Annotated in this window: 24 protein-coding genes and 1 tRNA gene; 16 read left to right on the forward strand and 9 right to left on the reverse strand. The window is 68.0% G+C overall.

Going from position 1 to position 25,983, the window contains the following annotated elements:
• From selA to F3J10_RS05790, 3 genes are all read left to right on the forward strand, one after another.
• Positions 1-1,276, forward strand: a 1,276-nt coding sequence (gene selA / locus F3J10_RS05780) for an L-seryl-tRNA(Sec) selenium transferase (protein ID WP_167241560.1), incomplete at its 5' end; no start/stop codon positions are given.
• A complete protein-coding gene (selB, locus tag F3J10_RS05785) occupies positions 1,273-3,189 on the forward strand; it encodes a selenocysteine-specific translation elongation factor (protein ID WP_167241562.1) in 1,917 nt (638 codons plus the stop codon). The genes selA and selB, both read left to right, overlap by 4 nt.
• A 23-nt stretch (positions 3,190-3,212) precedes the next feature.
• Positions 3,213-3,308, forward strand: a tRNA-Sec gene (locus F3J10_RS05790).
• 145 nt (positions 3,309-3,453) lie between these two features.
• Here F3J10_RS05790 and F3J10_RS05795 read toward each other — a convergent pair.
• Complete coding sequence (locus tag F3J10_RS05795) at positions 3,454-4,374, reverse strand: LysR family transcriptional regulator (RefSeq protein ID WP_167241564.1); 921 nt, start codon at positions 4,372-4,374, stop codon at positions 3,454-3,456.
• Between the two features lie 130 nt (positions 4,375-4,504).
• Here F3J10_RS05795 and F3J10_RS05800 point away from each other — a divergent pair, with 130 nt between their 5' ends.
• Both F3J10_RS05800 and F3J10_RS05805 read left to right on the forward strand, forming a co-directional pair.
• Positions 4,505-5,416, forward strand: coding sequence for an alpha/beta hydrolase (locus F3J10_RS05800; RefSeq protein WP_167241566.1), 912 nt, complete (start codon positions 4,505-4,507; stop codon positions 5,414-5,416).
• An 87-nt stretch (positions 5,417-5,503) separates the two neighbouring features.
• A complete protein-coding gene (locus tag F3J10_RS05805) occupies positions 5,504-6,721 on the forward strand; it encodes an MFS transporter (protein WP_167241568.1) in 1,218 nt (405 codons plus the stop codon).
• Between the two features lie 22 nt (positions 6,722-6,743).
• Here the strand turns inward: F3J10_RS05805 and F3J10_RS05810 are convergent, their stop codons facing one another.
• Both F3J10_RS05810 and F3J10_RS05815 read right to left on the reverse strand, forming a co-directional pair.
• Positions 6,744-7,499, reverse strand: coding sequence for a helix-turn-helix domain-containing protein (locus F3J10_RS05810; RefSeq protein ID WP_167241570.1), 756 nt, complete (start codon positions 7,497-7,499; stop codon positions 6,744-6,746).
• 106 nt (positions 7,500-7,605) lie between these two features.
• Positions 7,606-8,598: a LysR family transcriptional regulator gene (locus tag F3J10_RS05815; protein WP_167241572.1), complete on the reverse strand. Its 993-nt coding sequence runs from the start codon at positions 8,596-8,598 to the stop codon at positions 7,606-7,608.
• Positions 8,599-8,705: 107 nt separating this feature from the next.
• On the opposite strand from F3J10_RS05815, the gene F3J10_RS05820 reads away from it, so the two are divergent.
• The 6 genes from F3J10_RS05820 to F3J10_RS05845 all read left to right on the forward strand — a co-directional run bounded on the left by F3J10_RS05820 (position 8,706) and on the right by F3J10_RS05845 (position 14,170).
• Complete coding sequence (locus F3J10_RS05820) at positions 8,706-10,022, forward strand: MFS transporter (protein ID WP_105770865.1); 1,317 nt, start codon at positions 8,706-8,708, stop codon at positions 10,020-10,022.
• 51 nt (positions 10,023-10,073) lie between these two features.
• Positions 10,074-11,006 (forward strand): carbon-nitrogen hydrolase family protein, encoded by a 933-nt coding sequence (locus F3J10_RS05825; RefSeq protein ID WP_167241574.1) that lies wholly within the window; start codon positions 10,074-10,076, stop codon positions 11,004-11,006.
• A gap of 199 nt (positions 11,007-11,205) precedes the next feature.
• On the forward strand, positions 11,206-12,282 hold the full coding sequence (locus F3J10_RS05830) for a phenylacetaldoxime dehydratase family protein (RefSeq protein WP_167241576.1): 1,077 nt from the start codon (positions 11,206-11,208) through the stop codon (positions 12,280-12,282).
• Positions 12,283-12,318: 36 nt separating this feature from the next.
• Positions 12,319-13,041, forward strand: coding sequence for a glutathione S-transferase family protein (locus F3J10_RS05835; RefSeq protein ID WP_167241578.1), 723 nt, complete (start codon positions 12,319-12,321; stop codon positions 13,039-13,041).
• Between the two features lie 16 nt (positions 13,042-13,057).
• On the forward strand, positions 13,058-13,480 hold the full coding sequence (locus tag F3J10_RS05840) for a VOC family protein (RefSeq protein ID WP_167241580.1): 423 nt from the start codon (positions 13,058-13,060) through the stop codon (positions 13,478-13,480).
• Between the two features lie 33 nt (positions 13,481-13,513).
• On the forward strand, positions 13,514-14,170 hold the full coding sequence (locus F3J10_RS05845; protein WP_167241583.1) for a glutathione S-transferase N-terminal domain-containing protein: 657 nt from the start codon (positions 13,514-13,516) through the stop codon (positions 14,168-14,170).
• Positions 14,171-14,217: 47 nt separating this feature from the next.
• Here F3J10_RS05845 and F3J10_RS05850 read toward each other — a convergent pair whose 3' ends face one another.
• The 5 genes from F3J10_RS05850 to F3J10_RS05870 all read right to left on the reverse strand — a co-directional run bounded on the left by F3J10_RS05850 (position 14,218) and on the right by F3J10_RS05870 (position 19,162).
• Positions 14,218-15,249 carry an alpha/beta hydrolase gene (locus F3J10_RS05850; RefSeq protein WP_167241585.1) on the reverse strand — a complete coding sequence of 344 codons (1,032 nt, stop codon included), beginning with the start codon at positions 15,247-15,249 and terminating at the stop codon, positions 14,218-14,220.
• 14 nt (positions 15,250-15,263) lie between these two features.
• Entirely contained in the window at positions 15,264-16,616 is a 1,353-nt protein-coding gene (locus tag F3J10_RS05855) for an MFS transporter (RefSeq protein ID WP_167241587.1), read from the reverse strand.
• Between the two features lie 184 nt (positions 16,617-16,800).
• Positions 16,801-17,613 carry an oxidoreductase gene (locus tag F3J10_RS05860; RefSeq protein WP_167241589.1) on the reverse strand — a complete coding sequence of 271 codons (813 nt, stop codon included), beginning with the start codon at positions 17,611-17,613 and terminating at the stop codon, positions 16,801-16,803.
• 21 nt (positions 17,614-17,634) lie between these two features.
• Positions 17,635-17,928 carry a DUF1330 domain-containing protein gene (locus F3J10_RS05865; RefSeq protein WP_167241591.1) on the reverse strand — a complete coding sequence of 98 codons (294 nt, stop codon included), beginning with the start codon at positions 17,926-17,928 and terminating at the stop codon, positions 17,635-17,637.
• Between the two features lie 64 nt (positions 17,929-17,992).
• On the reverse strand, positions 17,993-19,162 hold the full coding sequence (locus tag F3J10_RS05870; protein ID WP_167241593.1) for an L-dopachrome tautomerase-related protein: 1,170 nt from the start codon (positions 19,160-19,162) through the stop codon (positions 17,993-17,995).
• Between the two features lie 511 nt (positions 19,163-19,673).
• Here F3J10_RS05870 and F3J10_RS05875 point away from each other — a divergent pair.
• Genes F3J10_RS05875 through benD form a run of 4 tightly spaced genes read left to right on the forward strand, consistent with a single transcriptional unit; the run spans position 19,674 to position 23,353 of the window.
• Positions 19,674-21,032, forward strand: coding sequence for a Rieske 2Fe-2S domain-containing protein (locus F3J10_RS05875; RefSeq protein ID WP_105853325.1), 1,359 nt, complete (start codon positions 19,674-19,676; stop codon positions 21,030-21,032).
• Entirely contained in the window at positions 21,029-21,517 is a 489-nt protein-coding gene (benB, locus tag F3J10_RS05880; RefSeq protein ID WP_167241595.1) for a benzoate 1,2-dioxygenase small subunit, read from the forward strand. Before F3J10_RS05875 ends, benB begins: the two co-directional genes overlap by 4 nt.
• A 40-nt stretch (positions 21,518-21,557) precedes the next feature.
• On the forward strand, positions 21,558-22,580 hold the full coding sequence (gene benC / locus F3J10_RS05885) for a benzoate 1,2-dioxygenase electron transfer component BenC (protein WP_167241597.1): 1,023 nt from the start codon (positions 21,558-21,560) through the stop codon (positions 22,578-22,580).
• On the forward strand, positions 22,577-23,353 hold the full coding sequence (gene benD / locus F3J10_RS05890; RefSeq protein WP_025099603.1) for a benzoate diol dehydrogenase BenD: 777 nt from the start codon (positions 22,577-22,579) through the stop codon (positions 23,351-23,353). The genes benC and benD overlap by 4 nt, the downstream gene beginning before the upstream one ends.
• Positions 23,354-23,444: 91 nt before the next feature.
• Here benD and F3J10_RS05895 read toward each other — a convergent pair whose 3' ends face one another.
• Positions 23,445-24,383 (reverse strand): LysR family transcriptional regulator, encoded by a 939-nt coding sequence (locus F3J10_RS05895; RefSeq protein WP_025099602.1) that lies wholly within the window; start codon positions 24,381-24,383, stop codon positions 23,445-23,447.
• Between the two features lie 305 nt (positions 24,384-24,688).
• Between F3J10_RS05895 and F3J10_RS05900 the strand changes: the two genes are divergently transcribed.
• Positions 24,689-25,822: a porin gene (locus F3J10_RS05900; RefSeq protein WP_167241599.1), complete on the forward strand. Its 1,134-nt coding sequence runs from the start codon at positions 24,689-24,691 to the stop codon at positions 25,820-25,822.
• The last annotated feature ends 161 nt before the right edge of the window (positions 25,823-25,983 follow it).

The following is a 25,983-nucleotide window of genomic DNA, read 5'->3' on the forward strand; positions in this document are numbered from 1 at the left end:
CGCTCTTCCGATCTCCGTGACGCCCGACGAGGCCGGCGTGGCCGCCGAGGTGGCCGCGCGGCTCGCCGCGGCCGACGCCGGCGAGATGAAGGCGGTGTTCAACCTGACCGGCACGGTGCTGCATACCAACCTCGGCCGCGCGCTGCTGCCCGACGAGGCGGTGCAGGCCGTGACGGCCGCGCTGACGCGGCCGATGAACCTCGAGTTCGACCTGGAAACCGGCCGGCGCGGCGATCGCGACGACCTGATCGACGGCTTGATCTGCGAGCTGACCGGCGCCGAGGCGGCCACCGTGGTCAACAACAACGCGGCTGCCGTGCTGCTGAGCCTGTCGGCGCTGGCCGCGCGCAAGGAGGTGGTGGTCTCGCGCGGCGAGCTGGTCGAGATCGGCGGCGCGTTCCGGATTCCCGACATCATGAGCCGCGCCGGCGCGCGCCTGCGCGAGGTCGGCACCACCAATCGCACGCATGCGCGCGACTACGCCGAGGCGATCGGCGCGCGCACCGCGCTGCTGATGAAGGTGCATTGCAGCAATTACGCGATCAGCGGCTTCACCAAGGAAGTCACGATCGAGGAGCTCGCGCCGCTCGGCCGCGAGCGCGGCGTGCCGGTGGCCGTCGATCTCGGCAGCGGCACCCTGGTCGATCTCGCGCAATGGGGCCTGCCGCGCGAGCCGACCGTGCGCGACACCATCGCCGCCGGCGCCGACCTGGTCACCTTCAGCGGCGACAAGCTGCTCGGCGGCCCGCAGGCGGGCCTGATCGTCGGCTCGCGCGAGCTGGTGGCGAAGATCAAGAAGCATCCGCTCAAGCGCGCGCTGCGCGTGGGCAAGCTCACGCTCGCCGCGCTGGAGCCGGTGCTGCGTCTCTATCGCTCGCCCGAGTTCCTGCGCGAGCGGCTGACCACGCTGCGCCTGCTCACGCGCTCGCACGCCGAGATCGCGGCGGCCGCCGAGCGCGTGCTGCCGGCTTTCCAGCGCGCGATCGGCGGGGCCTACACGGTCGGCGCCGAACCGATGTTCAGCCAGATCGGCAGCGGCGCGCTACCGGTCGACGTGCTGCCCAGCCACGGGCTGGTGGTGCGCGTGGCTTCCGGCAAGCGCGGCGGTCGTGCGCTGGGCCAGCTGGAGACGCGCCTGCGCGGCTGGGCGCGCCCGGTGGTGGGACGCATCGCCGACGATGCGTTGCGGCTCGACCTGCGCTGCCTGGAAGCCGCCGACGAGGCCGAGCTGCTCGCGCTCTGCGAGGCGGCCGCGACGCGGGACGCGCGCTCGTGATCGTCGGTACCGCCGGCCATATCGATCATGGCAAGACCACCCTGGTGCGTGCGCTGACGGGCGTCGATACCGATCGACTGAAAGAGGAGAAGGCGCGCGGCATCTCGATCGAGCTCGGTTACGCCTACACGCCGCTCGACAACGGCGAGGTGCTCGGCATGATCGACGTGCCCGGCCATGAGCGGCTGGTGCACACCATGGCGGCCGGCGCCTGCGGGATCGACGTGGCGCTGCTGGTGATCGCCGCCGACGACGGCGTGATGCCGCAAACCCGCGAACACCTCGCGATCCTCGAACTGCTCGGCGTCAGGCACGGCATCGTCGCGCTCACCAAGTGCGATCGGGTCGACGCGGCGCGCATCGCCGAGGTGTCCGCCGAGATCCGCGCCTGGCTGGACGCCACCGCGCTGGCCGGCGCGCCGGTCTTCGAGACGCGCGCCACGCTGGCCGACGACCCCGGCGTGGCCGCGCTCGGCGCCGCGCTGCGCGAGCTGGCCGCGCAATGGCGCGCGCGCCGCGACGATGGCCTGTTCCGGCTCGCCGTCGATCGCGTGTTCACGCTGGCCGGGCAGGGCACGGTGGTGACCGGCACGGCCTTCGCGGGCCGCGTGCAGGCGGGCGACAGCCTGCGCGTGGCCCGCGGCGGCGAGGCGGTGCGCGTGCGCGGCCTGCATGCGCAGAACCGGCCCGCCGAGACCAGCCATGCCGGCGAGCGCTGCGCGCTCAACCTGGCCGGCACCGACAAGGCGGCGCTCTCGCGGGGCGATGCGATCGTCGACGCGCGGCTGGCCAGCACCTCGCCGCGCATCGACGTCGAATTGCGCCTGCTGCCCGATGCGGACCTCACGCTTGCGCATTGGGCGCCGCTGCACGTGCATCTCGGCACCCAGCACCAGGTGGCGCATGTGGTGCCGATCGACGGCGAGACGATCGCCGCCGGGCAAGCGGCACGCGCGCAACTGGTGTTCGACGAACCGGTGTTCGCGATGCCGGGCGATCGCTTCATCGTGCGTAACGCGCAGGCGACGCGCACCGTCGGCGGTGGCCGCGTGCTCGATCCGTTCGGGCCGGCGCACAAGCGTCGTTCGGCGGCGCGGCGTGCCTGGCTCGACGCGATTGCCGCGTGGCTCGACCAGGGCCGGCTCGATGCCTTGCTCGACGAGGCGCCGCTCGGCGTGCCGCTGGCTACCTTGATGCATCTGACCGGGCTGCCGGCCGAAACATTGCCGCTGCCGCCGGGCGCGGCGGTGGTGCCGGGCGGCGCGGGCCCGCGCGCGATCGCGCCGCGCCATCGCGAGGCATTGCGCGCGCGCGTGCTGGACGCGCTGGCGCAGTTCCACCAGCGCTCGCCGGACGAGCCGGGCCCCGAGCTGGGCCGCCTGCGGCGCATCGCCTTGCCGCTGGCCGACGAGGCCCTGTGGCGTGCGCTGATCGACGAGATGGCGACCGCGGGCAGCGTGGTGCGCGACGGCCAGTGGGTGCGCCTGCCCGCGCACACGGCGAACCTCGATCCGGCCGACGAGGCGCAGGCTCGACGGCTGCTGCCGCTGATCGCGGCGGGGCGCTATGATCCGCCCTGGGTGCGCGACCTGGCGACGACCACCGGCGGCCAGGAGGAGGCGGTGCGCACGCTGCTGCGCAAGCTCGCGCGACGCGGCGAGCTGCACCAGGTGGTGCGTGATCTTTTCTATCACCGCGAGGTGGTGGCCGAGCTGGCGCGGCTGATCGCCGAGGTGGCGGCCCGCCATGGCGGCTCGCTCGACGCGGCGACCTTTCGCGACGCGAGCGGGCTGGGCCGCAAGCGCGCGATCCAGATCCTCGAATTCTTCGATCGCGTTGGGTATACTCGCTTCCATCGCGACCGCCATCTGTTGCGCGTCGACGGCCCCGGGCAGGATCTGCAGCAGGGCTAGGCGCGGCGGCGTTTCTTCATCGCGGAAGGCATTCGCATCCGGTGGTGCGGCCAGGCTTCAAACCTGGTTGGGGACGTCAATCGTTCCCGGGTCGGTTCGACTCCGGCTGCCTTCCGCCATTGTTTCCGGCATGTTCTATTCGCCGGGCTTCGCACCGGCCAATCCCTCGGTGCCCGTTCCATCCGGGCTCATCGATTCGATCGATCGACGTCGGCCCACGATCGAGAATCGCCTGCGTCCATTGCCACCACCAAGCGTTGCCGCTCAGGACCTTGCCTGCGACGCGATGACGGCGAGCGCCTCGCGCAGGCGCGGCGCCGCGAAATCCAGGAAACGACGCAGCTTCAAGGGCATCTGCCCGCGCGAGGCATGCATCAGGTGGACCGGGAACGGATCGAGTTCATAAGCCTCGAGCACCACCTCGAGCTCGCCTGCCTCGATCGCCTCGAAGGCCTGGTAATGCAGCAGGCGCGTGAAACCCGTGCCGCGGATCGCCGCGTCGATCGAGGCGGCCGCCGAGGTGATCAAGCGCGGCGCGATCGGCACTTCGAATACCAGGCCCTTCAGCGCATCGCGGAACCGCCAGGCCGCGGTCGAGGCGGGCCCCTCCGGCGAGATGCAGGGCAGGCCCTGTAACTCGACCGGCGTTCGCGGCGCGCCAAGCCGCGCCAGCAGGGCGGGGCTCGCGCACACCACGCCGCGCATCGTCCCCACGCGCGTGGCGATCATGCCGCTGTCGGGCAGATGCGCGATGCGCACCGCCATGTCGATCTGCGCATCGAGCAGGTTGAGGTTCCAGTCGCCGAGCACCAGCCGGATATTGATGTCGGGAAACTGCGCGAGGAAGTCCGAGACGATCGGCAGCACGTGCAGCCGTCCGAACAGCAGCGGCGCCGTGATCACCAGATCGCCGCGCGGCGCGACGAATTCCCCGGCCACCTCCCGCTCCGCGTCCTCCACCTGTTCGACGATGCGTTTGGCGGCGGCCGCGTAGGACTCGCCCGCGTCGGTCAGTGCGAGGCGGCGCGTGGTGCGCGTGAGCAATTGCGCACCGAGATGCGCTTCCAGTTCCGCGATCTTGCGGCTGACCGTCTGCACCGGCACGCGCAGTTCGCGGGCCGCGGCCGAGAAGCTGCCGAGCTCGATGGCCCGCAGCAGCATCGTCATCCCTTCGATACGGTCCATTCGATTTTCCCGAAATCAGTGAAAGTGGTTCGCGAATTCGACGGATTATATTCTTCGAAGTGAAGGTTCATAGTGTGCCGCGAGTCTTGCCGAAGCGCGAGATTCGATGACACGCTGACAAGGAACCACCATGGCAGAGATCCACGATCACCTGGGCAAGCCCGTCACGCACGGCCGCGCCTGGGTCAACGGCATTCGCATGCACTATGTGACGGCAGGCCGGGGCGAACCCCTGCTGCTGCTGCACGGCACGCCGAAGAACCACTACTACTGGTACAAGCTGATTCCGCTGCTGACCGAGCATTTCACGGTAGTGGCGCCCGACCTGCGCGGTTTCGGGCATACCGACAAGCCGCCGGCGGAGGAGGGCTACGACAGCCTGACGAGCGCCAGGGACCTCACCGAGTTGATGGCGCAACTCGGGCATGAGCGCTATCACATCCACGGCGAGGATCGCGGCGCCGAATACGGCTACGTGCTGGCCGCGACCTATCCCGAACGCGTCAGGACCCTCTCCTTCGGGGAGATGCTGCTGTCGGGCCAGGGCTTCGAGGAATGGACCTTCTTCACGCCCGAGCATGTCGCCGCCCGCTCGCGCGGTGAGGGGATCTGGATCTGGCATCCGCCGTTCTTCTGGCTGCCGCATATCCCCGAGATGCTGATCAACGGTCGCGAACGCGAGTTCTGGGAATACTGGATCAAGGCCGAGACCTACAACCCCTACAGCATTGCCGAGGAAGCGATCGACGAATGGATCGCCTGCCTCAAGGCGCCGGGCGGTCTGCGCGGCTGCCTGGAGAGCTATCGGGCGGGCCTGAAGAATGCCCGGATCAACCAGGAACTGGCGACGAGGAAGCTGACGCTGCCGGTGCTGACGATCGGCGCGACCGAATTCTTCGGACCCCTGATCGGCGATCACATGCGCCGTTTCGCCGACAACGTGGAGCGCAGCGAGATGTTCGAGCAATGCGGCCACAGTCTCGCGCTCGAGGCCGAACATCGGCTCGCGGCCACGCTGCGCGAATTCATGCTGGGACGATGAAGGGCCGGGCGGCCGGCGAGGCGCCGTGCGCGCTGGTACCGGCCGCGACCTCGGCTCGACCCGCAATGTTTCCTTCCGGAGTCACGCTTGAATTCCCGTTCCACCCGCGCAGCCGGCTCGCGTGCCGGCCTGCCGTTGTTCGCGCTGGCGGTCGGCGCGTTCGGCATCGGTACCACCGAGTTCGCCCCGATGGGGCTGCTGCCCGTGATCGCCCGCGGGTTGCACGTCACCATCCCGGCCGCCGGCCTGCTGGTGAGCGCCTATGCGATTGGCGTGATGGCCGGCGCGCCGCTGATGAGCGTGGCGCTGGCCCGCTGGCCGCGCCGTCGCGCGCTGCTCCTGCTGATGGCGATCTTCACGCTCGGCAACCTGCTGTCGGCGCTCGCTCCCGGCTATGCCATCCTGCTCGCGGCGCGCGTGCTGACGAGCCTCTGTCACGGCGCTTTCTTCGGCCTCGGCGCGATCGTGGCGGCGAGCCTGGTGCCGCCTCGTCGCAAGGCCGGCGCGGTCGCCGCGATGTTCTCCGGTCTGACGGCGGCGAACGTGCTCGGCGTGCCGGCCGCAGCCTGGCTCGGGCAAGCGCTGGGCTGGCGACCGCCGTTTGCCGCCACGGCCGCGTTCGGCTTGCTGGCGATGGCGATCCTGTTCCTCGCCCTGCCGACATGCGAGGCGGGGCGGGCGCCCGACGCGCGCCGCGAATTCCGCGTGCTGGCGAGACCCGAGGTGTTGCTGGCACTGGCGACGACGGTGCTCGGCGCCGCAGCCACCTTCACGCTCTATACCTATGTCGCGCCGATGCTGGCCACGCTCACGCGAGCCACGCCCGGTTTCGTCACGGCCATGCTGGTGCTGATCGGCTGCGGGTTCTGCGTCGGCAACGCCGTGGGCGGCAGGTTCGCCGATCGCTCGCTCGACCGGTTCCTGGCCGTGGCGCTGGCGCTGCTGATGGCGATCATGCTGGTCTACCCGTGGTTCGCCCTCACGCAGCTCGGCGCGGCGCTCGCGTTGTTCGCCTGGGGCGCGGCGATGTTCGCGATGGTGGCGCCCTTGCAGACGCGCGTGATGCATGCGGCGGGCGATGCGCCGGGGCTGGCGTCGTCGATGAACATCGGCGCGTTCAATCTCGGCAATGCGCTGGGCGCGGCGATCGGCGGCGCGGTGATTTCCGGTGGCTGGGGTTATGCAGCCGTGCCGAGAGCGGGCGCGCTGATCGCCGCTGCCGGCCTGGCCCTGGTGCTCGGCCAGCTCGCGGCTCGCCGGCGACGGCGTGCCTCGGCCGGGCGAGCGGATTCGCTCGTGCCGTGAGACGCGCGTCGCTCTCGCCGGCTCAGCGCGTTTTATCCGTTTGATCCGGCGTGCTCGCCGCCCACAGCACTTCGAACAAGCCAGTCTGAAAGGCCGTCATTTCCGCGCTCTGGATCGACAGCGCATAGTGCTCGGCCTTCGAGGAGATGAAGGCCACCGTATCGTCGTACAGGTAGGTGGTGATACCGGTATCGAAGGACTCGGGCGCGAAGCGCAGCGTGCGCCGCTCGCGTTCGGAGCTGCGCCACAAGTCGCGCGCGTCGGCCGGCCCGCAGCGGATGATGCGCAGGGAGACGCCCGACTTCACCCGCTTGGCGACCACGCCGGCGATGGTCTCGTAACCGGGCATGCGAAACAGCTCGCTGTTGGCCATGATCGCGCGCAATTCGCGCGAACGGCAGTCGAGCATCTCCTCGAGCACGCGCTTGATGCCTTCGACGCCGGTGAAGTAGCGCACCTTCGGCTTGCCGCCCGCCGAGTTATGCAGCGCACGCAATTGCGGCAGCATCTCCTGCACGGTTTGCCGCTGCGCTTCGACGCGCCGCAGCAGCATGATCGGGTCCTGCGGGATCACGTGGCTGCGCGCGCCTTTCTGCACGGTGGCCACCAGCCCCGCGGCCAGCAGCCGGTCGAGTACCTCGTAGGCATTGGTGCGGCCGATCCCGGCCTTCTGCGCGATCGCGGCCACGGTGGCCTCGCCCAGCTCGAGCGAGGCGAGATAGAAATCGGCCTTGTGGCCGTCGATTCCCGCCGCCTGCAGCATTTCCACCAGATTCATCAAGCTTCTCCCGCATGGCCCGCGCAGGGCCGTCGATGACATGAACGTGACGCGAGCCGATCCGGGCAACGCATCGCCGGATCGAGGGCAGGGCGCGGCGGCACCTTCACGATCGCGCGCGGCCCGGCCGGGACGCGCGCGTGGCCGCCGTCGAGGCCGAGCGCGCTCCCTCGTACTGCAATTCGCGCGTGGTGCCGACGATGAAGTTGCGCAGCCAGGCGTTCTGCGGATCCTCGTTGCGCGAGGCCTTCCAGATCATGAACACGCGGAACGCCGGCACGGTGATCGGTACCGGGCTCACGGTCAGTCGCGCGATGCGCGCATAGGCGTGCGCCGCGAAGCTCGGCAGCGTCGCGATCGCGTCGCCGTAGACGAGCGCGGCCAACGCACCCGAGAAATGCGTGAACGAGGCGCAGACCTTGCGCGGAATTCCCTCGTTGTCGAGCAGGTCGTCGACGAACCCGCGCCGCCCGTCGTACGAGACGCGCACATGCGGGTGCGCCAGGTATTCGTCGCGCGAGATCGGGCTCTTGAGGTTCAGGCGCGGGCCGTCGTACAGGCAGGCGTACGAGGCGGAGAACAGGATCTGCGATGAGTAATGCGAACTGAAGGCCTTCGGTTCCGAGCAGATCGCCAGGTCCATCTCCGCGTCGGCCAGCGCCGATTTCCACAGCGAGCTGTTGGACTGGTGGAACGCGAAGCCGACCGCCAGCCCCCGGGCCCGCGCCTCGTTGATCAGCAGCGGCGAGATGCAGCTCTCGATGTCGTCGGACAGCGCGATGTTGAACACGCGCGCCGAGGTCTCGGCGGCGAACTGCGCCTTGCCGTCGATCATCGCGGCGATCGCGGCCAGCGCCTCGGTCACCTTGGGCGCGAGTTCGAGCGCGCGCCGCGTGGGCACCATGCCGCCCGCGCCGCGCTGGAACAACTCGTCGCCGAAATGCTCGCGCAGCCGCTTGAGCGACGAGCTGACCGCCCCTTGCGTCAGGTTCAGGATCTCGGCGGTGCGCGTCACGCTGCGCTCGCTCATCACGCACTGGAACACCACCAGCAGGTTGAGATCCATCCGGCTGATATTAGCCACATTGATGACGGTCATTTTTATCAATCGTTTGATTAAATCAAGCGCCCATTTTTACACTGAGTCCCGCATCTCCCGCAAGCATCGGGGTGCGAATCATCGATACGGGATCCAGGGGAAAACATATGACTACCGCCATTGCAGCGCATGACCGGAGCGCCGACGCGGCGGCCGGCGCCGACCTGCGCAAACGCGCGTTTGCCGTCGGCATCGGCAATTTCATGGAATGGTTCGATTTCGCGATCTACGGCTACTTCGCCGCCATCATCGGCAAGACCTTCTTCCCGTCGGCGGCGCCGGGCGTGTCCCTGCTCTCGGCGCTGGCGGTATTCGCGGTCGGCTTCCTGTCGCGTCCGCTCGGCGCCGTGGTGCTCGGCCCGATCGGCGACCGGCTCGGGCGCCGCGCGGTGCTGATCGTGACCGTGTTCGGGATGGGCGTGTCGACCACCCTGATCGGCCTGCTGCCCGGCTACGCCGCGATCGGCCTGGCCGCGCCGGTACTGCTGGTGGTGCTGCGCTTCCTGCAGGGGATGATGGTGGGCGGCGAGTGGTCGAGCGCGGGCATCTACATCGTGGAGAGCGCGCCGCGCACGCGCCGCGCGCTGGCCGCCAGCGTGATCACGGGCACCGCCGGCGCCGCGTTCCTGGTCGGCACCTTCATCGCCGCGCTGCTGTCGATGCTGCTCTCGGAGCTCCAGCTCGCCGCCTGGGGCTGGCGTCTGCCGTTCGTGGCCTCGGTGTTCATGACCCTGGTGGCGATCTACATCCGCCGCCGGCTCGGCGACACGCCGGTGTACGAGGAAGTGCAGCGCAAGCGCGCCCTGCACGGCGTGGATGCGGTGCCGCGCGGCGAACGCATGCGCGCGATGCTGACGACCTTCGCCTTCTCGGCGCTGTTCGGCGTCTCGCTCTACTACTTCATCACCTACGCGAACAATCATCTGACCCAGACTGTCGGCCTGAGCAAGACGGCCTCGCTGTGGCTCTGCAGCCTCGCGCTGTTGCTCTACACGTTGTTCCAGCCGCTGGTGGGCCTGCTCAGCGACCGGATCGGGCGCCGCCCCCTGGTGCTGGCCTCGGCGCTCGGCCTCACGCTGCTCGCTTATCCGGTGTTCCTGCTGATGAATACCGGCAACACGGCGGCGATCCTCGCCGGGCTGATCGTGCTGGCGGCCCTGGTCGCCGTGACGGCGGTGATGGACGTGGTGCTGCTGGTCGAGGTGTTTCCCGCCTCGATCCGCTCGAGCGGCGCCGCGGTGGGCCACAACCTCGCGCTGGCGGTGCTGGCCGGCCCCGGCCCGTTCATCGCCGCCGCGCTGATCCGCTGGACCCGAAATCCGGACATCCCGGCCGCCTACCTGGCCGGGATCTCGCTGGTTTGCTTCGTCATCCTTTATGTCACGCTGCCGGAGACGAAGGGGCGGGATATCGCGAAGGGCTGAACCGCTTCGCGTTTCCCTATCGTTACCCTTGATACGAGTAGGAGTTGTTCCATGTTCAAAGCCGCAGTCGTCCAGGCCGCATCCGTGCCGTTCGAGCCCATGCAGAGCGCGGAGAAGGCCGCCGCGCTGATCCGCGAAGCCGCCCGCGAGGGCGCGACGCTGGCCGTGTTCCCCGAGGCCTTCCTGGGCGGGTATCCGAAGGGCGCCTCGTTCGGCACGCTGGTGGGCAAGCGCACCGACGGCGGGCGCGCGCATTTCCTGCACTACATGAACGGCGCGGTGACGCTCGACGGCCCCGAGCTCGCGCTGCTGGCCGAGGCGGCGACCGAGACGGGCGTGCACGTGGTGGTGGGCGTGATCGAACGATCTGGCCGCACGCTGTACTGCACGGCGGTCACGCTCGCGCCGGGCAAGGGCGTGGTCGGCCATCATCGCAAGCTGATGCCGACCGGCCAGGAACGCATCATCTGGGGCTTCGGCGACGGCTCGACCATCGCGCCGGTGGACACGCCGCTCGGCCGCCTGGGCTCGGTGATCTGCTGGGAGAACTACATGCCGGCGCTGCGCCAGGCGATGTACGCGCAGGGCACCGAGATCTACTGCGCGCCGACCGCCGACGATCGCGCTTCCTGGGCGCCCTCGATGATCCATATCGCGCTGGAGGGCCGCGTGCACGTGCTGAGCGCCTGCCAGGCGATCCGTCTCGACGCGTATCCGGCCTTCTTTCGCGACGATTTCCACCTGGAAGCGGGCGAGGCCGACTACATCATGCATGGCGGCAGCATGATCGTCGATCCGCTGGGCAAGGTGCTGGCGGGCCCGGTATTCGATACCGAGACGATCCTGTACGCCGAGATCGATACCGGCGTCGGCCGCGCCAGCAACCTGGATTTCGACGTGGTCGGCCATTACTCGCGGCCCGACATCTTCCACCTGAGCGTCAACACCGCGCGGATGCCGCCGGTGAGTTTTTCGGCGGAATGAGCGAGCCCCGTTCCGGCGCGATTCGTTCGTCACGATAGTACAGAAAATATCCATATGAAACAGGGTATTGGGATCGTAGGCAGACCTGTGATGCGATCGCTTGGGACAGCCCGGGCGGCGCGCTTGTAGGATGCTTTCCGGACTGACGACGAGGTCCCGGGGGCGGCCGACCCGGGGCCGATCACATGGAGCGATCCCCATGAGCTTTCACATCGACTACCCGCGCGTGGTGCCGGAACGGCGCCGCGACGGTTTCCGCCCCGCGGCGCCGAAATTCAACGTCCGCTGGGAGATGCCGATCACGGCCGTTATTTCCGACTACCTGGCCGTCCAGCACGACACCACCGATCCCGAGGTCGAACGCGGTTTTTTCCGCCGCGCGCGGGCCGGCTTCGACCACGAGTGGGGCCCTGACTGCTTCGAGGAGATGCGGCACGAGACGCGGGACGGCCGTGTCGATTCGATCGTGGTCGCCTACTGGACCGACCTCGTGCGTCACGCGATGTGGAAGCGCGCCAGCGCGTTCCAGGCCTGGCTGCGTTCGCCCGAGCGCGAGCACGACGGCGTCGGCTACTGGCGCGAGACCGTCAGCGTTCCTTACGATCGTTTCGAGACGATCTTCTCCGAAGGCTATTACCACGCCGGCGTGGCTCGCACTCGCCGCAGCGAACTCGCGCCCACCTACACGGCCGGGTATTTCGGTGCGATGCGCGACCGCCTGCCGATCTCGGCGATCGATGTACTGGCCTCGCCCCATGGCGAGGCGATGCCCGAGCCCGATTTCAAGGCGGCGGGGCCGGGCTTGCGGCGCATTCGCATCGAGTTGCCGCCGAACGTGGTCAGCATCCGCTCGGGGCAGTACTGGCAGCGGGCCGAGGGCGAGCAGCTCGACGACTACCTGGAGAACCTGCAGCCCAAGCTCGAGAACGGCATGCGCCACCTGGTCGAGCATCCCGCTACCTCGGGCTGCCTCGTGCTGCGCCCGATGGTCAATCTCGATGCCGATGGCGAGCCCTTGCGCGAGACCTCGAAGCATGCCTATTTCCTCTCGCTCGGCCACCTGGAGCGCTGGGCCGAGGATCACCCGAGCCACCTGGCGATCTTCGGCCACGCGCTGGCGATGCGCCGCCGATACGGCCAGGCGCGCTCGGTCGTGACCTGGCACGAGGTCGGCGTGTTGAGCACGCCGCCTGCGTTCGAGTATCTCAATTGCGATCCCGCCACCGGTTTGCTGCGCTACGCGCATCTGTGGGGCGCGGCCGTCGCCGCGATGTAGCCCGTGCATATTCCCGCTCCCTGGTCCGTGAACCCCATGAACCCGACGAAACCCTGGCCGGCCGAACCGATCCGGCTCTACGCGATGACCTACTCGGGGCATAGCCATCGAGTCCAGTTGTTTCTCTCGATCCTCGGCCTGCCCTACGAAAAGATCGATGTCGATCCGAAGAGCACCGGACGCGGCACGCTGCTCGATCCGGCCTTCCTGGAACTGAACCCCTTCCTGCTGGTGCCGGTGATCGTCGACGGCGAGGTGACGCTCTACGAATCGACGGCGATCCTGACCTACCTCGCGCGCCGCTACGGCGGCGACAATTGGCTGCCGAAGGACCCCGTGCAGGCCGCGCGGGTCCAGCAATGGTTCTCGTTCTGTGCCGGGCCGATCGCGCACGGCCCCTGCGCGGCGCGGCGGCTGGTGGTCTACGACGAGGAACTGGTGCCGCTGCCGACGGCGACGCGCATCGCCACCGAATTCTTCGACGTCGCCGAACGCATGTTCGCGGCGCAGGACTGGGCGATCGGGGCGCACCCGACGCTGGCCGACCTGGCGGCCTATGCCTATCTCGCGCATGCGCACGAGGGCGGCCTGTCGCTCGCCGCCTATCCGAACCTGCGGCGCTGGCTGGCGCGCATCGAGGCCTTGCCGGGCTTCGTGCCGATGCCGGCCGCGCCTCGATCTGCCGCCGGCCCGGCGGGCGTGGTGGTGCCGCTGGCGCCATCCATGCGGCCGGGCTCGCCTGTTTCCCATTCAAGCTGACAAGGAAAAACGCTCGATGTCCGATATCGCCTTCACCCAAGGAATCGACCATCTCGGCCTCACGGTCCGGGACCTGGCCGCCACCCGCGATTTCTTCGCCCACTGCCTGGGCTGGAAGGTCGTCGGCGAACGTCCGGCATATCCGGCCGCCTTCGTTTCCGACGGCCGCGTCACGCTCACGCTCTGGCAGGTGCAGGACACCCAAGCGCCGATCGAATTCGATCGCAAGCGCAATGTCGGTCTCCATCACCTCGCCCTGCGCGTGGCGAGCGAGGCGGCGCTGAACGAGGTGGTCGCGCGCGTGTCGGCCTGGCCCGGCGCGCGCGTCGAGTTCGCGCCGGAGCTGCTCGGCACGGGCCCGAAGCGCCACGCCATGGTCTACGAGCCGGGCGGCATCCGCATCGAATTCGACCACGACACCAGCGTGAAGCCGGCCTGAGGGCCGCCTCGAACGCATCCGCCGGATATCCGCATGACTTATCGACTCCATTACTCTCCCGGTGCCTGCTCGCTGGCGGTCCATATCGTGCTCGAAGAACTCGGCGTGCCTTATACGCTCGATGCCAGGGTGATCGCCAAGGGCGCGACGCAGGCAGCCGACTATCTCGCCGTCAATCCCAAGGGCAGGGTGCCGGCCCTCGAGGTGCCGGGTCAGGCGCGGGTCCTGACCGAACTGCCCGCGATCATGGCCTACCTCGCGCGACGCTATCCCGAGGCCGGGCTGGTGCCAGTGGAACCGATCGAGGAGGCGCGCTGCCATGAGCTGCTCAGCTGGCTGGCGGGCTGGGTGCACGGCATGGGCTGGACCGAGCTCTGGCGTCCTCATCGATTCATCGGGGAGCCCGCGCAATACGAGGCCGTGATGGCGAACGGACGACGCATCATCGACGAATCCTCGGCGAGCATCGAGGCGATGCTCGCCGCGACGCAGGCTTATGGCACCGGCGATCGCTTCAGCATCGCCGATCCCTATCTGCTGGCGATCTATCGTTGGGTGGTGCGCATCGGCATCGATGGCCCGGGGCGCTACCCGGCATGGCACGCGCATGCTCTCAGGCTGGGCGAGCGGCCGGCGGTGCAGCGCGCGCTCGACCAGGAGGGGCTGACGCTGCTCGGCGTGAAGCCCTGACGCGCGCCGGTCCGCTCGTCCTTCGGGAAGAGCGGGCCGCCATCGAGCTAGTTCGACGACAGCCAGCCCAGCAGGGCATCGTCGAAAGCCTTGGGATCCTGGATCTGCGGGGCGTGCCCCATCGCGGGAAATTCGATCAGCGCCGCATGAGGGATCCTGCGTACCGCGTCCCGCGCGAGTTCCGGGTAGTGCCCGAGCGAGGCCCTGACCTCGGGCGGCGAGACGTCGAGGCCGATCGCCGTGCTGTCCTTGTCGCCGATCATCAGCAAGGTGGGCGGCTGCAGCTTGCCCAGTTCGTAGATGACTGGCTGCGTGTAGATCATGTCGAAGATCAGCGCGGAATTCCAGGCCACCCGCTCCTTGCCGGGGCCGAGATACAGGCCGGCGAGCATCCGCACCCAGGGTTCGAAGCGCGGGTCCCACTGGCCGTTGTAGTAGACGGCCTGCTCGTATTTCCTGATGCCCTCGGCACTCGTGCGCAGATCCTTGGCATACCACTGGTCGACCGTCTGCGCCGGCACGCCCTTGGCCTTCCAATCCTCCAGGCCAACCGGATCGACGAGCACCAGCTTGCCTACCTCCCGCGGATACATCAACGCATAGCGCGCCGCCAGCATGCCGCCGGTCGAATGCCCGATCAGCGCGTAGCTGCCGACGCCGATCGATTGCAGCAGGCGGCGCGTGTTGTCGGCGAGCTGCTGGAACGTGTATTGGTAATGCGCCGGCTTGCTCGATTTGCAGAAGCCGATCTGGTCGATCGCGATCACGCGATATCCCTCGGCGCTCATGTCCCGGATCGTGTCGCGCCAGGAGGCCGAACAGAAGTTCTTGCCATGCAGCAGGACCGCGGTTTGGCCGCTCGGTTTCACCGGACGCACGTCCATGTAGGCCATGTGAAGCGACTGCTGCTGGGAGGAAAAGTCGAAACGCCGGAGGGGGAACGGATAGGCCGCGCCCTCCAGCTCGGCGCCATAGGCTGCGTTGGCGTGTTGACTGGCCTCGGTGGCTTGCGAGAGCGAGGGCAGCAGCTGTGCCGCGGCGATCAGCCCGGCAAGGAGAAGCGAATGAGCTTGCGTCATGAACACTCCATGGATCAGGCCGCCACGAAGGCAACCCAGCTCAGCATCGAACTGAGCGCGGCAAGGGCCGCGCCGAGTACCAGCGCGACGGTATAGACGTGATGCGGCGTCACGCCGAAACACAGCGCGACCAGGGCCGCGCCGGTGGCCTGGCCGATCAGGCGCGAGGTGGCGAGCATGGCGCTCGCGCCACCGCTGCGCGTGGCCGGCGCGCTGGAGATCAGGGCCTTGGAGGTCGGCGACTGGAAAAAACCGAAACCGGCGCCGCAGAGGGCCATCCGGCTGCCGATATCGAAGGCATCCGGATGCGCCGGCAGCAGCGCCAGCGAGGCCAGGCCGAGCGCCAGGCAAACCAGGCCCGCGCCGCTCAGCAGGCTCGGCGTGTATCGATCGGCCAGTCTTCCGGCGATCGGTGCCGCGAGCGCGACGAACAAGGGCCACGGCGTCAGCGCGAAGCCGGTGCGGACCTGGCTGAGATGCTGCGCATTCTCCAGGTAGAACGGCAGCGAGACGAAGGCGAGACCTTGCGCGGCATAGGCCGTGGCGATGATCGAGGTCGATAGCGCGAAGGATCGGTTGCGGAACAGGTCGACCGGCAGCACCGGCGCCGGATGGCCAGATTCGCGACGCACCAGCAGCCAGCCGGCGATCGCGGCCAGCGCCGCGGTGGCCAGTGCCGGAAGCGCCGAACCCAGCTGCGCCGCTTCGCCCAGCGCGTAGACCAGGGCGGCGAACGCGACCACATTGAGCAGGGCAGCGATCGGATCGAAGCGATGGCGGCTTCGCACGGAATCGGGCAGGGCCGGCCATGCCACCAGGAAGGCCAGGCCGCCGAGCGGCACGTTGATGGCGAACAGCCAGGGCCAGGAGGCGAGCGACAGGATCAGCGCGGCGATGCTCGGGCCGGCGGCATAGGCCAGGCCCACCACGAGCGTGTTGAGCCCCATGCCGCGCCCGAGGCGATCCGGGGGCACGACGATCCGGATCAGCGCGGTATTGACGCTCATCACCGCGCTGGCGCCGAGCCCTTGCAGCACCCGGGCGATGGTCAAGGCCGTCAGGCTGCCCGAGAGCGCGCAGGCCAGCGAGGCCAGCACGAACACGGCCAGGCCGAACAGGTAGAGGCGGCGATGACCGACGATGCCGCCCAGGGCCGCCAACGGCAGCAGGCTGGCGACCATCGCCAACTGGTAGGCATTGACGATCCATACCGATGCGGCCGCGGAGCTATGCAGGTCGGCCGCGATGAGGGGCAGCGCGATATTCGCGAGCGCCGTGTCGAGGATCGATAGGCCCACGGCGAGCAGGATGGCGAACATCGCGCGTCTCGGCGAGGCGGTGGCGATGGAAAGGGGCGAGCTGGACATGGACGAGGCGAGTTCGGGCCGGCGACACCCGGTGATGGCTGAAACGACGAAGCGATCGGAAGCCGGCCGCGTGGCTTCCGATCCAGCTTGGCAGGCGAGGCGAGCGCGGAGCATGAAAGCCGGCGCCGCACTCGATCCCGCCACGCGCTCAGGACGCGAAGTCGGTCGACCTCGTCACGGCTTCTCAGGCATCGATGCTCGCCGAGCGCGCCTCGATGCGTGCCTGGCCGGCGACCAGCGCGTCGCTGCCGAGCAGCAACTGCCGCGGCGGCGCCTCGTGTTCGACCAGCTCCAGCAGCACGCGAGCCGCCTGCGCGGGGTCGCCGATCTGGCGGCCGTCCTTGGCCTGCCGCGCCTGCCTGACCGGATCGAAGACCGCGTCGTAGTCGGCGATGCTGCGCCCGGTGCGTACCAGCGAGCGCCCGGCCCAGTCGGTGCGGAACGATCCCGGCGCCAGCGCCGTGACATGAATCCCGAAGGCCTCGACCTCCTGCGCCAGCGATTCCGAAATCCCCTCCAGCGCGAACTTGCTGCCGCTGTAGTAGGCGATGCCGGGATAGCTCAGCGAGCCGACCAGGGACGTCACGTTGACGATGTGGCCGCGGCGGCGCTCGCGCATCGAGGGCAGCACGGCCTTGATCATCGCCACCGCGCCGAACACGTTGACGGCGAATTGCGCCTGCAGCTCGTCGAGCGGCGATTCCTCGAGCACGCCCTCGTGCCCATAACCGGCATTGTTGACGAGTACCTCGACCGGGCCGCTCTCGAGCGTGACTTCCCCGATCGCCGCGGCGACGCGATCGTATTCGGTGACGTCGAGTACCAGGCCGAAGGCGCGCTCGCGATCACGCAGCTCGAATTCCGCTCGCGCCGTTTCGCTCCTGACCGTGCCGATCACCTTGTGTCCCGCCGCCAGCGCCGCGTCGGCAAACGCGCGGCCCAGCCCCGAGTTGACGCCGGTGATCAGGAAAACTTTTTGGGTGGATGAGCTTTTCACGATGTTCTCGGCGAGTCGCGCTTATTCCGTGCCTTCGACGATGCGGAAATCGCGCTCGGCCGCGTCGCCGAGCACCTTCAGCGCCGCCTGATAGGCTTCGCCTTCGCGCGTGGCCAGCGCCCGCTCGAGGCTGGCGAACTCGGTGACGACCGTGCGCGCGAGCTGCCCCGCCTCGTAGGCATGTTGTGCCGTGCCGCGCGCGATGATGCGGCCGCCGCCGGCGGCGATCGCCGGTCCGGCGAGCTTCGAGTATTCGAGCAACTGCTCCGGCTTCGACACGTTCCGGATCGCAACGACCCAATAGGCTTTCGGCATGATGTTCTCCATGGAGTGGGTGAGGGCGCGGCCTGCATCGACCGCGTCGCTGGTGTGAAGGCGATCACATCCTGTGCAGGCGCCAGATGTCGTAGTGCTCGCTGCCGGCGTGGACGGCGCCCATGAAATGCTGGTTGAGCGCGCTGGAGGTGAACAGCAGGTCGCCGTCGGCCAGCGCGTCCAGCGTGTCGGGCCAGTAGATGTCGGGGCTGGACGCGATCAGTTGCATGGTCTTGCCGCGATGGTCGTACCTGACGACGCCGTTGCGGCCCAGGTCGGTGATCAAGAGGTCGCCGTCGCGGTCGGCCAGCATGCCGTCCGAGCTGCCGCCCACCTCGCCGATGGTTTCGACTTGAGCGCGGATCTGCCCGTCGGTGCTGCTCCAGTCGCGCAGGATGCGGGTCGGCACGGCACGGGCACGATTACCGCTGGTGACGGTCCAGTAGAGCGTGCCGGCATCGGGCGACAAGGCGATGCCGTTGATGCCGATCTCCAGCGGATGGCCGGGCAGCACCTCCTGTCCATGCGAGACCACCTTCGCGCCCGCTTCCGCCTGGACCAGCGGGTCGCGGTCGAGCACGCGGCGCGTCCTGCCGGCGGGCAGGTCCACCACGATCAGCCCCGCATCCTGGCCGCGCACGCCGCTGTCGGCGATATAGGCGAGCTTGCGCTTCTCGTCGACCACGATGTCGTTGAGGAAGCTGGCGCGGCGGTCGGCATAAGCGTCGAGAGGAATGCGCCGGAGAACGGCGCCCGACGCGAGATCGAGGATCACGACCTTTTGGCCGCCGGGCGGCGCTTCCTGTTCGCCGGCGACGTAGCCCATGTCGAGTGCCCACAGCCAGCCGTTGGTGCGGTCCACATGGAAGCCGAGCACGCTGCGCAGGGTCTTGTCGGGCGCCGCGTCGAGCGCATTGTCCAACGCTGACGGAAACGCGCTCAGGCGGGCGGGCCCGGAATCGTGGCGGGTATCGAGCAGGTTCAGCGTGGCAGGCACGCGTGCCGATATCCAGCGCGGCGTGCTGACGAACAGCCGTCCCTGCGAGTCGCCGTGCAGGCCCGCGATCGGCGTGTTCGCCGAATCGGCGAAGGGCGCCGCCGAAGCGTCCCAGCTCACGCCGCTGAAGCTGCGCCAGCGCTCCAGCTTGCCGTAGTCGGCGGCCTGGGCATGGCCGCCCGCGAACAGGAGGGCGAGGGTGGCGGAAAGGGTGGCAAGGCGCGAGCGCTGATTCATGGCGAGTCGATCGATGGGGTTCGGGTGCCGGCATCGAATCGATGCCGGATCGTCGATCGAATGGTGAAGGCGCGCGCGCTCGGGGAGTAGCCGCCATTTGCGCTCAATGGCTGCTAAGAAATGCACAGCGGGGCCGGGCGCTCCGCTTGTTCCGGGCATCGGGAAAAACCCTCGTGACCGCCGCTTGGCCGCTGATTTTCGCGATCACCGCGAGTCGGCGGCCGTCGTTCAAGACCACGTTTCGCGTCGCTGCCGATGTCCGTCGCCCGTGCCTTCCCACAAGGCGCCAGCAGGCGATGAACCATCGTATGAGGTATTGATGGCGAGGAAAATTCACGAATATCTCACCGTTTTTATACCTGCCAAGTATAAAAACGGGCGCTCAAAAGTATTGGACGCTGGTTTGCGCCGAGCGCTATAAATCCGCTCCATGACGGATTGACGAAGCACCTCCGATCGCCCGCCTCAGGCATCGAGGCCGTCATTCCCCAATACACGTGGAGACACCCCCATGACCGTCAAGACATTCGACACCAGCGAGCTGGATCAGCTGCTGTCCACCGCGGTGCAGGACGACCGCCAGGCCGGCGTGTTCCGCTGCCGCCGCGATATCTTCACCAACCCGGCCCTGTTCGAACTGGAGATGAAGCACATCTTCGAGGGCAACTGGGTGTACCTGGCGCACGAAAGCCAGGTGCCGGAGAACAACGACTACTACACCACCTGGATCGGCCGCCAGCCGATCGTGATCACGCGCGACAAGAGCGGCGAGCTGCATGCCGTGATCAATGCCTGCGCGCACAAGGGCGCGATGCTGTGCCGGCGCAAGCACGGCAACAAGGGCAGCTTCACCTGCCCGTTCCATGGCTGGACCTTCTCGAATACCGGCAAGCTGCTGAAGGTGAAGGACGAGAAGACCACCGAGTACCCCGTGCAGTTCAACACTCAGGGCTCGCACGACCTGAAGCGCGTCGCGCGTTTCCAGAACTACCGCGGTTTCCTGTTCGGCAGCCTCGCTGCCGATGTCGCGCCGCTGGAGGACTACCTTGGGGAGGCGCGCGTGATCATCGACCAGATCGTCGACCAGGCGCCGAACGGCCTGGAGGTGCTGCGCGGCAATTCCTCCTACATCTACGAAGGCAACTGGAAGATGCAGATGGAGAACGGCTGTGACGGCTACCACGTCAGCACCGTGCACTGGAACTACGCCGCGACCATGGGCCGGCGCAAGGAGGACGGCACCAAGGCCGTCGATGCGAACGGCTGGAGCAAGTCGGTGGCCGGCGTGTATGGCTTCGAGCATGGCCACATCCTGCTCTGGACGCAGACCATGAATCCGGAAGTGCGCCCCGTCTACCAGCATCGCGAGGAGATCGAGGCGCGCGTGGGCGAGGCTCGCGCCGACTTCATCGTCAACCAGACGCGCAACCTGTGCGTCTACCCGAACGTGTTCCTGATGGACCAGTTCAGCACGCAGATCCGCGTGGTGCGCCCGCTCGACGTGGACCGCACCGAGGTCAGCATCTTCTGCTTCGCGCCGAAGGGCGAGAGCCAGGCCGATCGCACCACGCGCATCCGCCAGTACGAGGATTTCTTCAACGTCTCGGGCATGGGCACCGCGGACGACCTGGAGGAATTTCGCGCCTGCCAGTCGGGTTATGCCGGCATCACGGCGATGTGGAACGACCTGTCGCGCGGCGCGCCGCTGTGGGTCGACGGCCCCGACGAGAACGCGGCGCGCATGGGCCTGAAGCCGCGCATCTCGGGCGCGCGCAGCGAGGACGAAGGCCTGTTCGTGTGCCAGCACGAGTATTGGGTGGAGGTGATGCGCGAGGCGCTGGAGCAGGAACGCGGCGAGGTGCGGGCATGAGCTTCGACCACCACGCCATCTGCGCCGCGCTGTATCGCGAGGCACGCCTGCTCGACGATCGTCGATGGGACGAATGGCTCGCCTGCTATACCGACGACGTCACCTACTGGATGCCGGCCTGGGACGACGACGATCGGCCCACCGAGGACCCGCTGAGCCAGATCTCGCTGATGTACTACGCCGATCGCGGCGGCCTCGAGGATCGCGTGTTTCGCATCAAGACCGAGCGCAGCGGCGCGTCCACGCCCGAGCCGCGCACCAGCCATAACCTCGCCAATGTCGAGGTGCTGGCCGAGCGCGAGGACGAGGTGGACCTGCGCTGCAATTTCCTGACGCTGAGCTATCGTTATCGCGAGACCGATCAATTCTTCGGCACGCTGTTCGTCACGCTGCGCCGGGTCGGCGACGCGCTGCTGATCTCGTCGAAGAAGATCGTGCTGAAGAACGACTATATCCGGCAGGTGCTCGATGTCTACCACGTTTGATACTCGTCGCGCCGCCGACGAGGGAAGAGGAGGAGAGGCCATGTCCGACTACCGGATCGCATTGAATTTCGAGGACGGGGTGACCCGCTTCATCGAATGCAAGGCGGGAGAGAAGGTGCTCGACGCCGCCTTCCGCGCCAGGATCAACCTGCCGATGGACTGCTCCGACGGCGTGTGCGGCACCTGCAAGTGCCGCGCGGAAAGCGGCCGCTACGAACTCGGCGACGACTACATCGAGGATGCGTTGAGCGAGGACGAAAGGGACCAGGGGCTGGTGCTGACCTGCCAGATGGTGCCGCAAAGCGATTGCGTGATCGCGGTGCCGGCCTCGTCGCAAGTGTGCAAGACGGGGCAAGGCGGTTTCGCCGCGACCGTGAGCAAGGTGGAGCCGCACGAGGACGCGGCCATCGTGCTCGAACTCGAGGCCGATGCGTCGGCGCCCGTGTTCCTGCCGGGCCAGTACGTCAACATCGAGGTGCCCGGCAGCGGGCAGCATCGCGCTTATTCGTTCTCCTCGGCGCCCGGCGATACGCGGCTCGCGTTCCTGATCAAGAAGATCCCCGGCGGCGTGATGAGCCGCTGGCTGGAGGCGGCCCGGCCCGGCGACACGCTCCGGATGCACGGGCCGCTCGGCAGCTTCTACCTGCGCGAGTTGCGGCGGCCGCTGCTGTTCCTCGCGGGCGGCACCGGCCTCGCGCCTTTCCTGTCGATGCTGGAGGTGCTGGCGCGCAGCGTGCCGACGCAGCGGGTGCACCTGATCTACGGCGTCACGCGCGATCTCGACCTGGTCCAGGTCGAGGCGATCGAGGCCTACGCGGCACGGCTGCCGAACTTCAGCTTCGCGACCGTGGTGGCCGATGCGGCTTCGACGCATCCGCGCAAGGGTTGGGTGACGCAGCATATTCCCGCCGATGCGCTGAACGACGGCGAGGTCGACGTCTATCTGTGCGGGCCGCTGCCGATGGTCGACGCGGTGCGCCGGTATTTCGACGAGACGGGTGTGAAGCCGCGCAGCTTCCACTACGAGAAATTCACCCCCAATTCCAACGCGAAGGCGGCATGAGCATGGCACGGTTCTCCGGCAAGGTGATCGTCGTCACCGGGGCGGCGCAGGGGATCGGGCGAGGCGTGGCCTTGCGCGCGGCGGCCGAGGGCGCAAAGGTGCTGCTGGTCGATCGCGCCGAGTTCGTGGCCGAGGTGGCCGCGCAGGCGCCGCGCGATCAGGCTGCCGGCTTCGTCGCGGACCTGGAAACCCATGAAGGTGCCCACGCGGCGATGGCCTTCGCCGCGCAGGCCTTCGGCGGCATCGACATCCTGATCAACGGGGTGGGCGGCGCGATCCGCATGCGGCCGTTCGCCGAGTTCGAGCCGGCGCAGATCGACGCCGAGATCCGCCGCTCGCTGATGCCGACGCTGTACGCCTGTCACGCGGTGCTGCCGCATCTGCTCGCGCGCGGCGGCGGCACCATCGTCAATCTCTCGTCGAACGCCACGCGCGGCATTCGGCGCGTGCCGTATTCGGCCGCCAAGGGCGGCGTCAACGCGCTGACCCAGTCGCTGGCGATGGAGTATGCCGAACACGGGATCCGCGTGGTCGCCACCGCGCCGGGCGGCACCGACGCGCCGCCGAGACGGGTGCCTCGCAATGCCGCCGGCGACACCGAGCAGGAGCGGGCCTGGATGGGCGAGGCGGTCCGGCAGGTGACCGATTCCACCTTCTTCAAGCGCTACGGCAGCCTCGACGAGCAGATCGCGCCGATCCTGTTCCTCGCCTCCGACGAGGCCAGCTACATCACCGGCACGGTGCTGCCGGTGGCGGGCGGCGATACGGGTTGAACGGCGGGGGCTGAGCGTCGGGGATTGAGCGACGGTTCTGAGCGGCAGTGCACGCGGCGTCGAAAGACCGCCGCGCGTTCGTCGTTGCCGTTCAGCCTCGCGAGCCTGGTTCGCCGCGTTCCGTCGGCGGCAGGTAATCCATGCCTTCCTCGTCGTACAGCTCGTAGATCAGGCGCAGCATGCGCTCGAGATCCTCGGATTCCTCCAGCATGCGCATGCTCATGATGATCGGCGATACCAGCTTCGCGTCGTCCAGGTCCTTGTATTCGACGTCGTCGCGCTTCAGGCCATAGACGCTGCGCGGCACGATCGATACACCTTCGCCGGCCGCCACCAGGCCGAGCGCGACCTGCAGCTCGCGCGTCTCCAGCACGCGGGTGGGCTTGAGCGCGCGATCGTGGAAGGCGGTCAGCACCTGGTCCGCGTAACTCGGGCGCGGCGCCTTCGGGAAGATGATCAGGGTTTCGTTGAGCAGGTCGTGCAGTGACAGCAGCGGCTTTGCCTCGCACAGCCGATGGCCCACCGGCAGCGCCGCGATCATGCGCTCCTCGCGCAGCACCACGCGGCGGATGCTCGGGTCGTTGAGGCGGATACGGCCGAAGCCGACATCGATCGCGCCTTCCTTCAGGGCCTTGACCTGGTCCATCGTCGACATCTCGTGCAGGCTCAGCTCGACCTCCGCATAACGCTGGCGATAGCGGCGTATCACCTTCGGCAGCATGCCGTAGAGCGTCGAGCCGACGAAGCCGACCGACAGGCTTCGTTCGATCTTGCCGACGCGGCGCGTCATCGATTCGAGCTCGACCGTCTGCGCGAGAAGCTGCACCGCGTGCTGATAGAAGAAGCCGCCCGTTTCCGTGAGTTTGAGCGGGCGCGAATTGCGCTCGAACAACTGCACGCCGAGGATCTGTTCCAGTTGCTGGATCTGCCGGCTCAGCGGCGGCTGCGCGATATGCAGGCGTTGCGCCGCGCGCGTGAAGCTCCGTTCCTCGGCGACCGCAATGAAATAGCGGAGATGGCGTAGCTCCATGTTTCCTTGCCGTCGAAGAGTGAGTTGGGCGAAGCCTGGGCCGCTTGCCTTGCCTGGCGGCAGGCGAGCCCGATGTGGGGTGATCCGCATTCTACTGTAGCCGTGGCTTGCAAGCGGTGCTTTTCTGGCGGCACGGCGTTTCATGCGCCCCGCGAGGATCTATATACCCGAGAGATATCAACCGATACCCAATCGGTGTTGGACCCTCGGAAATGGCCTCGCTAGTATCGACGCCATCCGATTGAGAACGATTCCTTAGTCATACCAAGAAAATCGGAACATCCCTATAAAAGTTTGGAGACAGTATGAGATTTCGGTATCTCGTGGGCGGCGCCTTGCTCGGCTTCGCGACCAGCGGTTTCGCGCAGGGCAGCGTGACCTTGTACGGCATCCTCGATACGGGCGTCGAATATGTATCGCATGCCAATTCGGCCGGCAAGGGCGTGGTCCGAATGCCGGCGATCACCGGCGAGCTGCCCTCGCGCTGGGGGCTGCGAGGCTCGGAGGATCTCGGCGGCGGCTACAAGGCGGTGTTCGCGCTCGAGAGCGGCATCAACGTCGGCAACGGCACGCTCGGGCAGGGCGGCCGCCTGTTCGGCCGCCAGAGCTGGGTGGGCATCGACAGTCCCTACGGCACGCTGTCCTTCGGCCGCCAGTACACCATGACCTATCTCGCGGTGCTCGACGCGGACCTGCTCGGCCCGAACATCTATGGGCTGCCCTCGCTCGATGCCTACATCCCGAACGGCCGCGCCGACAATTCGGTGGCCTGGCGCGGCAAGTTCGGCGGGCTGACGATCGGCGCGATGTATTCGTTCGGAAGGGATTCGGCCGGCACCGGCAACTCGCCGGGCCAGGGCACCTGCGCGGGGCAGGTGCCCGGCGATGCGACCCAATGCCGGCTCTGGTCGGCGATGCTCAAGTACGATGCGAACGGCTTCGGCGCGGCTGCGTCCTACGAGGAGCAGCGCGGCGGCACCAACGCGGCCGCCAGTTTCTTCGACGGCGTCAAGCCGGTATCGCTGGGCGCCAACGGGGACCGGGACGATCGCGCCCAGCTCAATGGTTATCTGAGCGTCTACGGCATCAAGATCGGCGGCGGCTGGATCGGCCGCTGGGTCGACACCGGCGCGTCGAGCGGCCCGAACCTGCACTCCAACCTGTTCTATCTCACCGCCAACTACTACGTCACGCTCGCCTTCCTGGTGGATGGCGGCGTCTATCGCGTCGACGTCTCGGGCCAGGATGCGCGCGCGACGCTGAGCGTGCTGCGCGGCACCTACTTCCTGTCGAAGCAGACCGCCGTCTATCTCCAGGGTGCCTACCTCGCCAATAGCGCGCACGCGGCCTTCAGCGTCAGTGCCGGTGGCGGCGGCACCACGCCGTCGCCGGGGCAAGGCCAGCTCGGCGTGATGGCGGGCGTGCGGCACATGTTCTGAACTGGCGAAGCGGTTGACGAGACAGGCAGAAGGTGGCGCTGGAGGCGGCCTGTCATCGAATGAGCCAGTGCCCGGAAAACGAGGGGCGCGACTAGCATATGGCGTCACGATCGGTCTGGCACCGCGGAGGCCAGGCGCAGGCGAAAGAGGCGGCGTAGGGA

Origin of the sequence: Burkholderia sp. Cy-637 (assembly GCF_011753175.1) — a bacterium.
Taxonomy (GTDB): domain Bacteria; phylum Pseudomonadota; class Gammaproteobacteria; order Burkholderiales; family Burkholderiaceae; genus Burkholderia; species Burkholderia gladioli.

What these genes read in the sequence shown, in the direction of transcription:
- F3J10_RS05865 (WP_167241591.1), bottom strand. Translation starts at nt 17,928, where the DNA reads ATGCCGAAAGCCTATTGGGTCGTTGCGATCCGGAACGTGTCGAAGCCG.
- F3J10_RS05800 (WP_167241566.1), top strand. Translation starts at nt 4,505, where the DNA reads ATGGCAGAGATCCACGATCACCTGGGCAAGCCCGTCACGCACGGCCGC.
- F3J10_RS05845 (WP_167241583.1), top strand. Translation starts at nt 13,514, where the DNA reads ATGACTTATCGACTCCATTACTCTCCCGGTGCCTGCTCGCTGGCGGTC.
- F3J10_RS05875 (WP_105853325.1), top strand. Translation starts at nt 19,674, where the DNA reads ATGACCGTCAAGACATTCGACACCAGCGAGCTGGATCAGCTGCTGTCC.
- F3J10_RS05900 (WP_167241599.1), top strand. Translation starts at nt 24,689, where the DNA reads ATGAGATTTCGGTATCTCGTGGGCGGCGCCTTGCTCGGCTTCGCGACC.
- F3J10_RS05835 (WP_167241578.1), top strand. Translation starts at nt 12,319, where the DNA reads ATGAACCCGACGAAACCCTGGCCGGCCGAACCGATCCGGCTCTACGCG.
- benB (WP_167241595.1), top strand. Translation starts at nt 21,029, where the DNA reads ATGAGCTTCGACCACCACGCCATCTGCGCCGCGCTGTATCGCGAGGCA.
- F3J10_RS05840 (WP_167241580.1), top strand. Translation starts at nt 13,058, where the DNA reads ATGTCCGATATCGCCTTCACCCAAGGAATCGACCATCTCGGCCTCACG.
- F3J10_RS05815 (WP_167241572.1), bottom strand. Translation starts at nt 8,598, where the DNA reads ATGACCGTCATCAATGTGGCTAATATCAGCCGGATGGATCTCAACCTG.
- F3J10_RS05810 (WP_167241570.1), bottom strand. Translation starts at nt 7,499, where the DNA reads ATGAATCTGGTGGAAATGCTGCAGGCGGCGGGAATCGACGGCCACAAG.
- benD (WP_025099603.1), top strand. Translation starts at nt 22,577, where the DNA reads ATGAGCATGGCACGGTTCTCCGGCAAGGTGATCGTCGTCACCGGGGCG.
- F3J10_RS05855 (WP_167241587.1), bottom strand. Translation starts at nt 16,616, where the DNA reads ATGTCCAGCTCGCCCCTTTCCATCGCCACCGCCTCGCCGAGACGCGCG.
- F3J10_RS05795 (WP_167241564.1), bottom strand. Translation starts at nt 4,374, where the DNA reads ATGGACCGTATCGAAGGGATGACGATGCTGCTGCGGGCCATCGAGCTC.
- F3J10_RS05850 (WP_167241585.1), bottom strand. Translation starts at nt 15,249, where the DNA reads ATGACGCAAGCTCATTCGCTTCTCCTTGCCGGGCTGATCGCCGCGGCA.
- F3J10_RS05830 (WP_167241576.1), top strand. Translation starts at nt 11,206, where the DNA reads ATGAGCTTTCACATCGACTACCCGCGCGTGGTGCCGGAACGGCGCCGC.
- F3J10_RS05820 (WP_105770865.1), top strand. Translation starts at nt 8,706, where the DNA reads ATGACTACCGCCATTGCAGCGCATGACCGGAGCGCCGACGCGGCGGCC.
- F3J10_RS05825 (WP_167241574.1), top strand. Translation starts at nt 10,074, where the DNA reads ATGTTCAAAGCCGCAGTCGTCCAGGCCGCATCCGTGCCGTTCGAGCCC.
- F3J10_RS05895 (WP_025099602.1), bottom strand. Translation starts at nt 24,383, where the DNA reads ATGGAGCTACGCCATCTCCGCTATTTCATTGCGGTCGCCGAGGAACGG.
- benC (WP_167241597.1), top strand. Translation starts at nt 21,558, where the DNA reads ATGTCCGACTACCGGATCGCATTGAATTTCGAGGACGGGGTGACCCGC.
- F3J10_RS05870 (WP_167241593.1), bottom strand. Translation starts at nt 19,162, where the DNA reads ATGAATCAGCGCTCGCGCCTTGCCACCCTTTCCGCCACCCTCGCCCTC.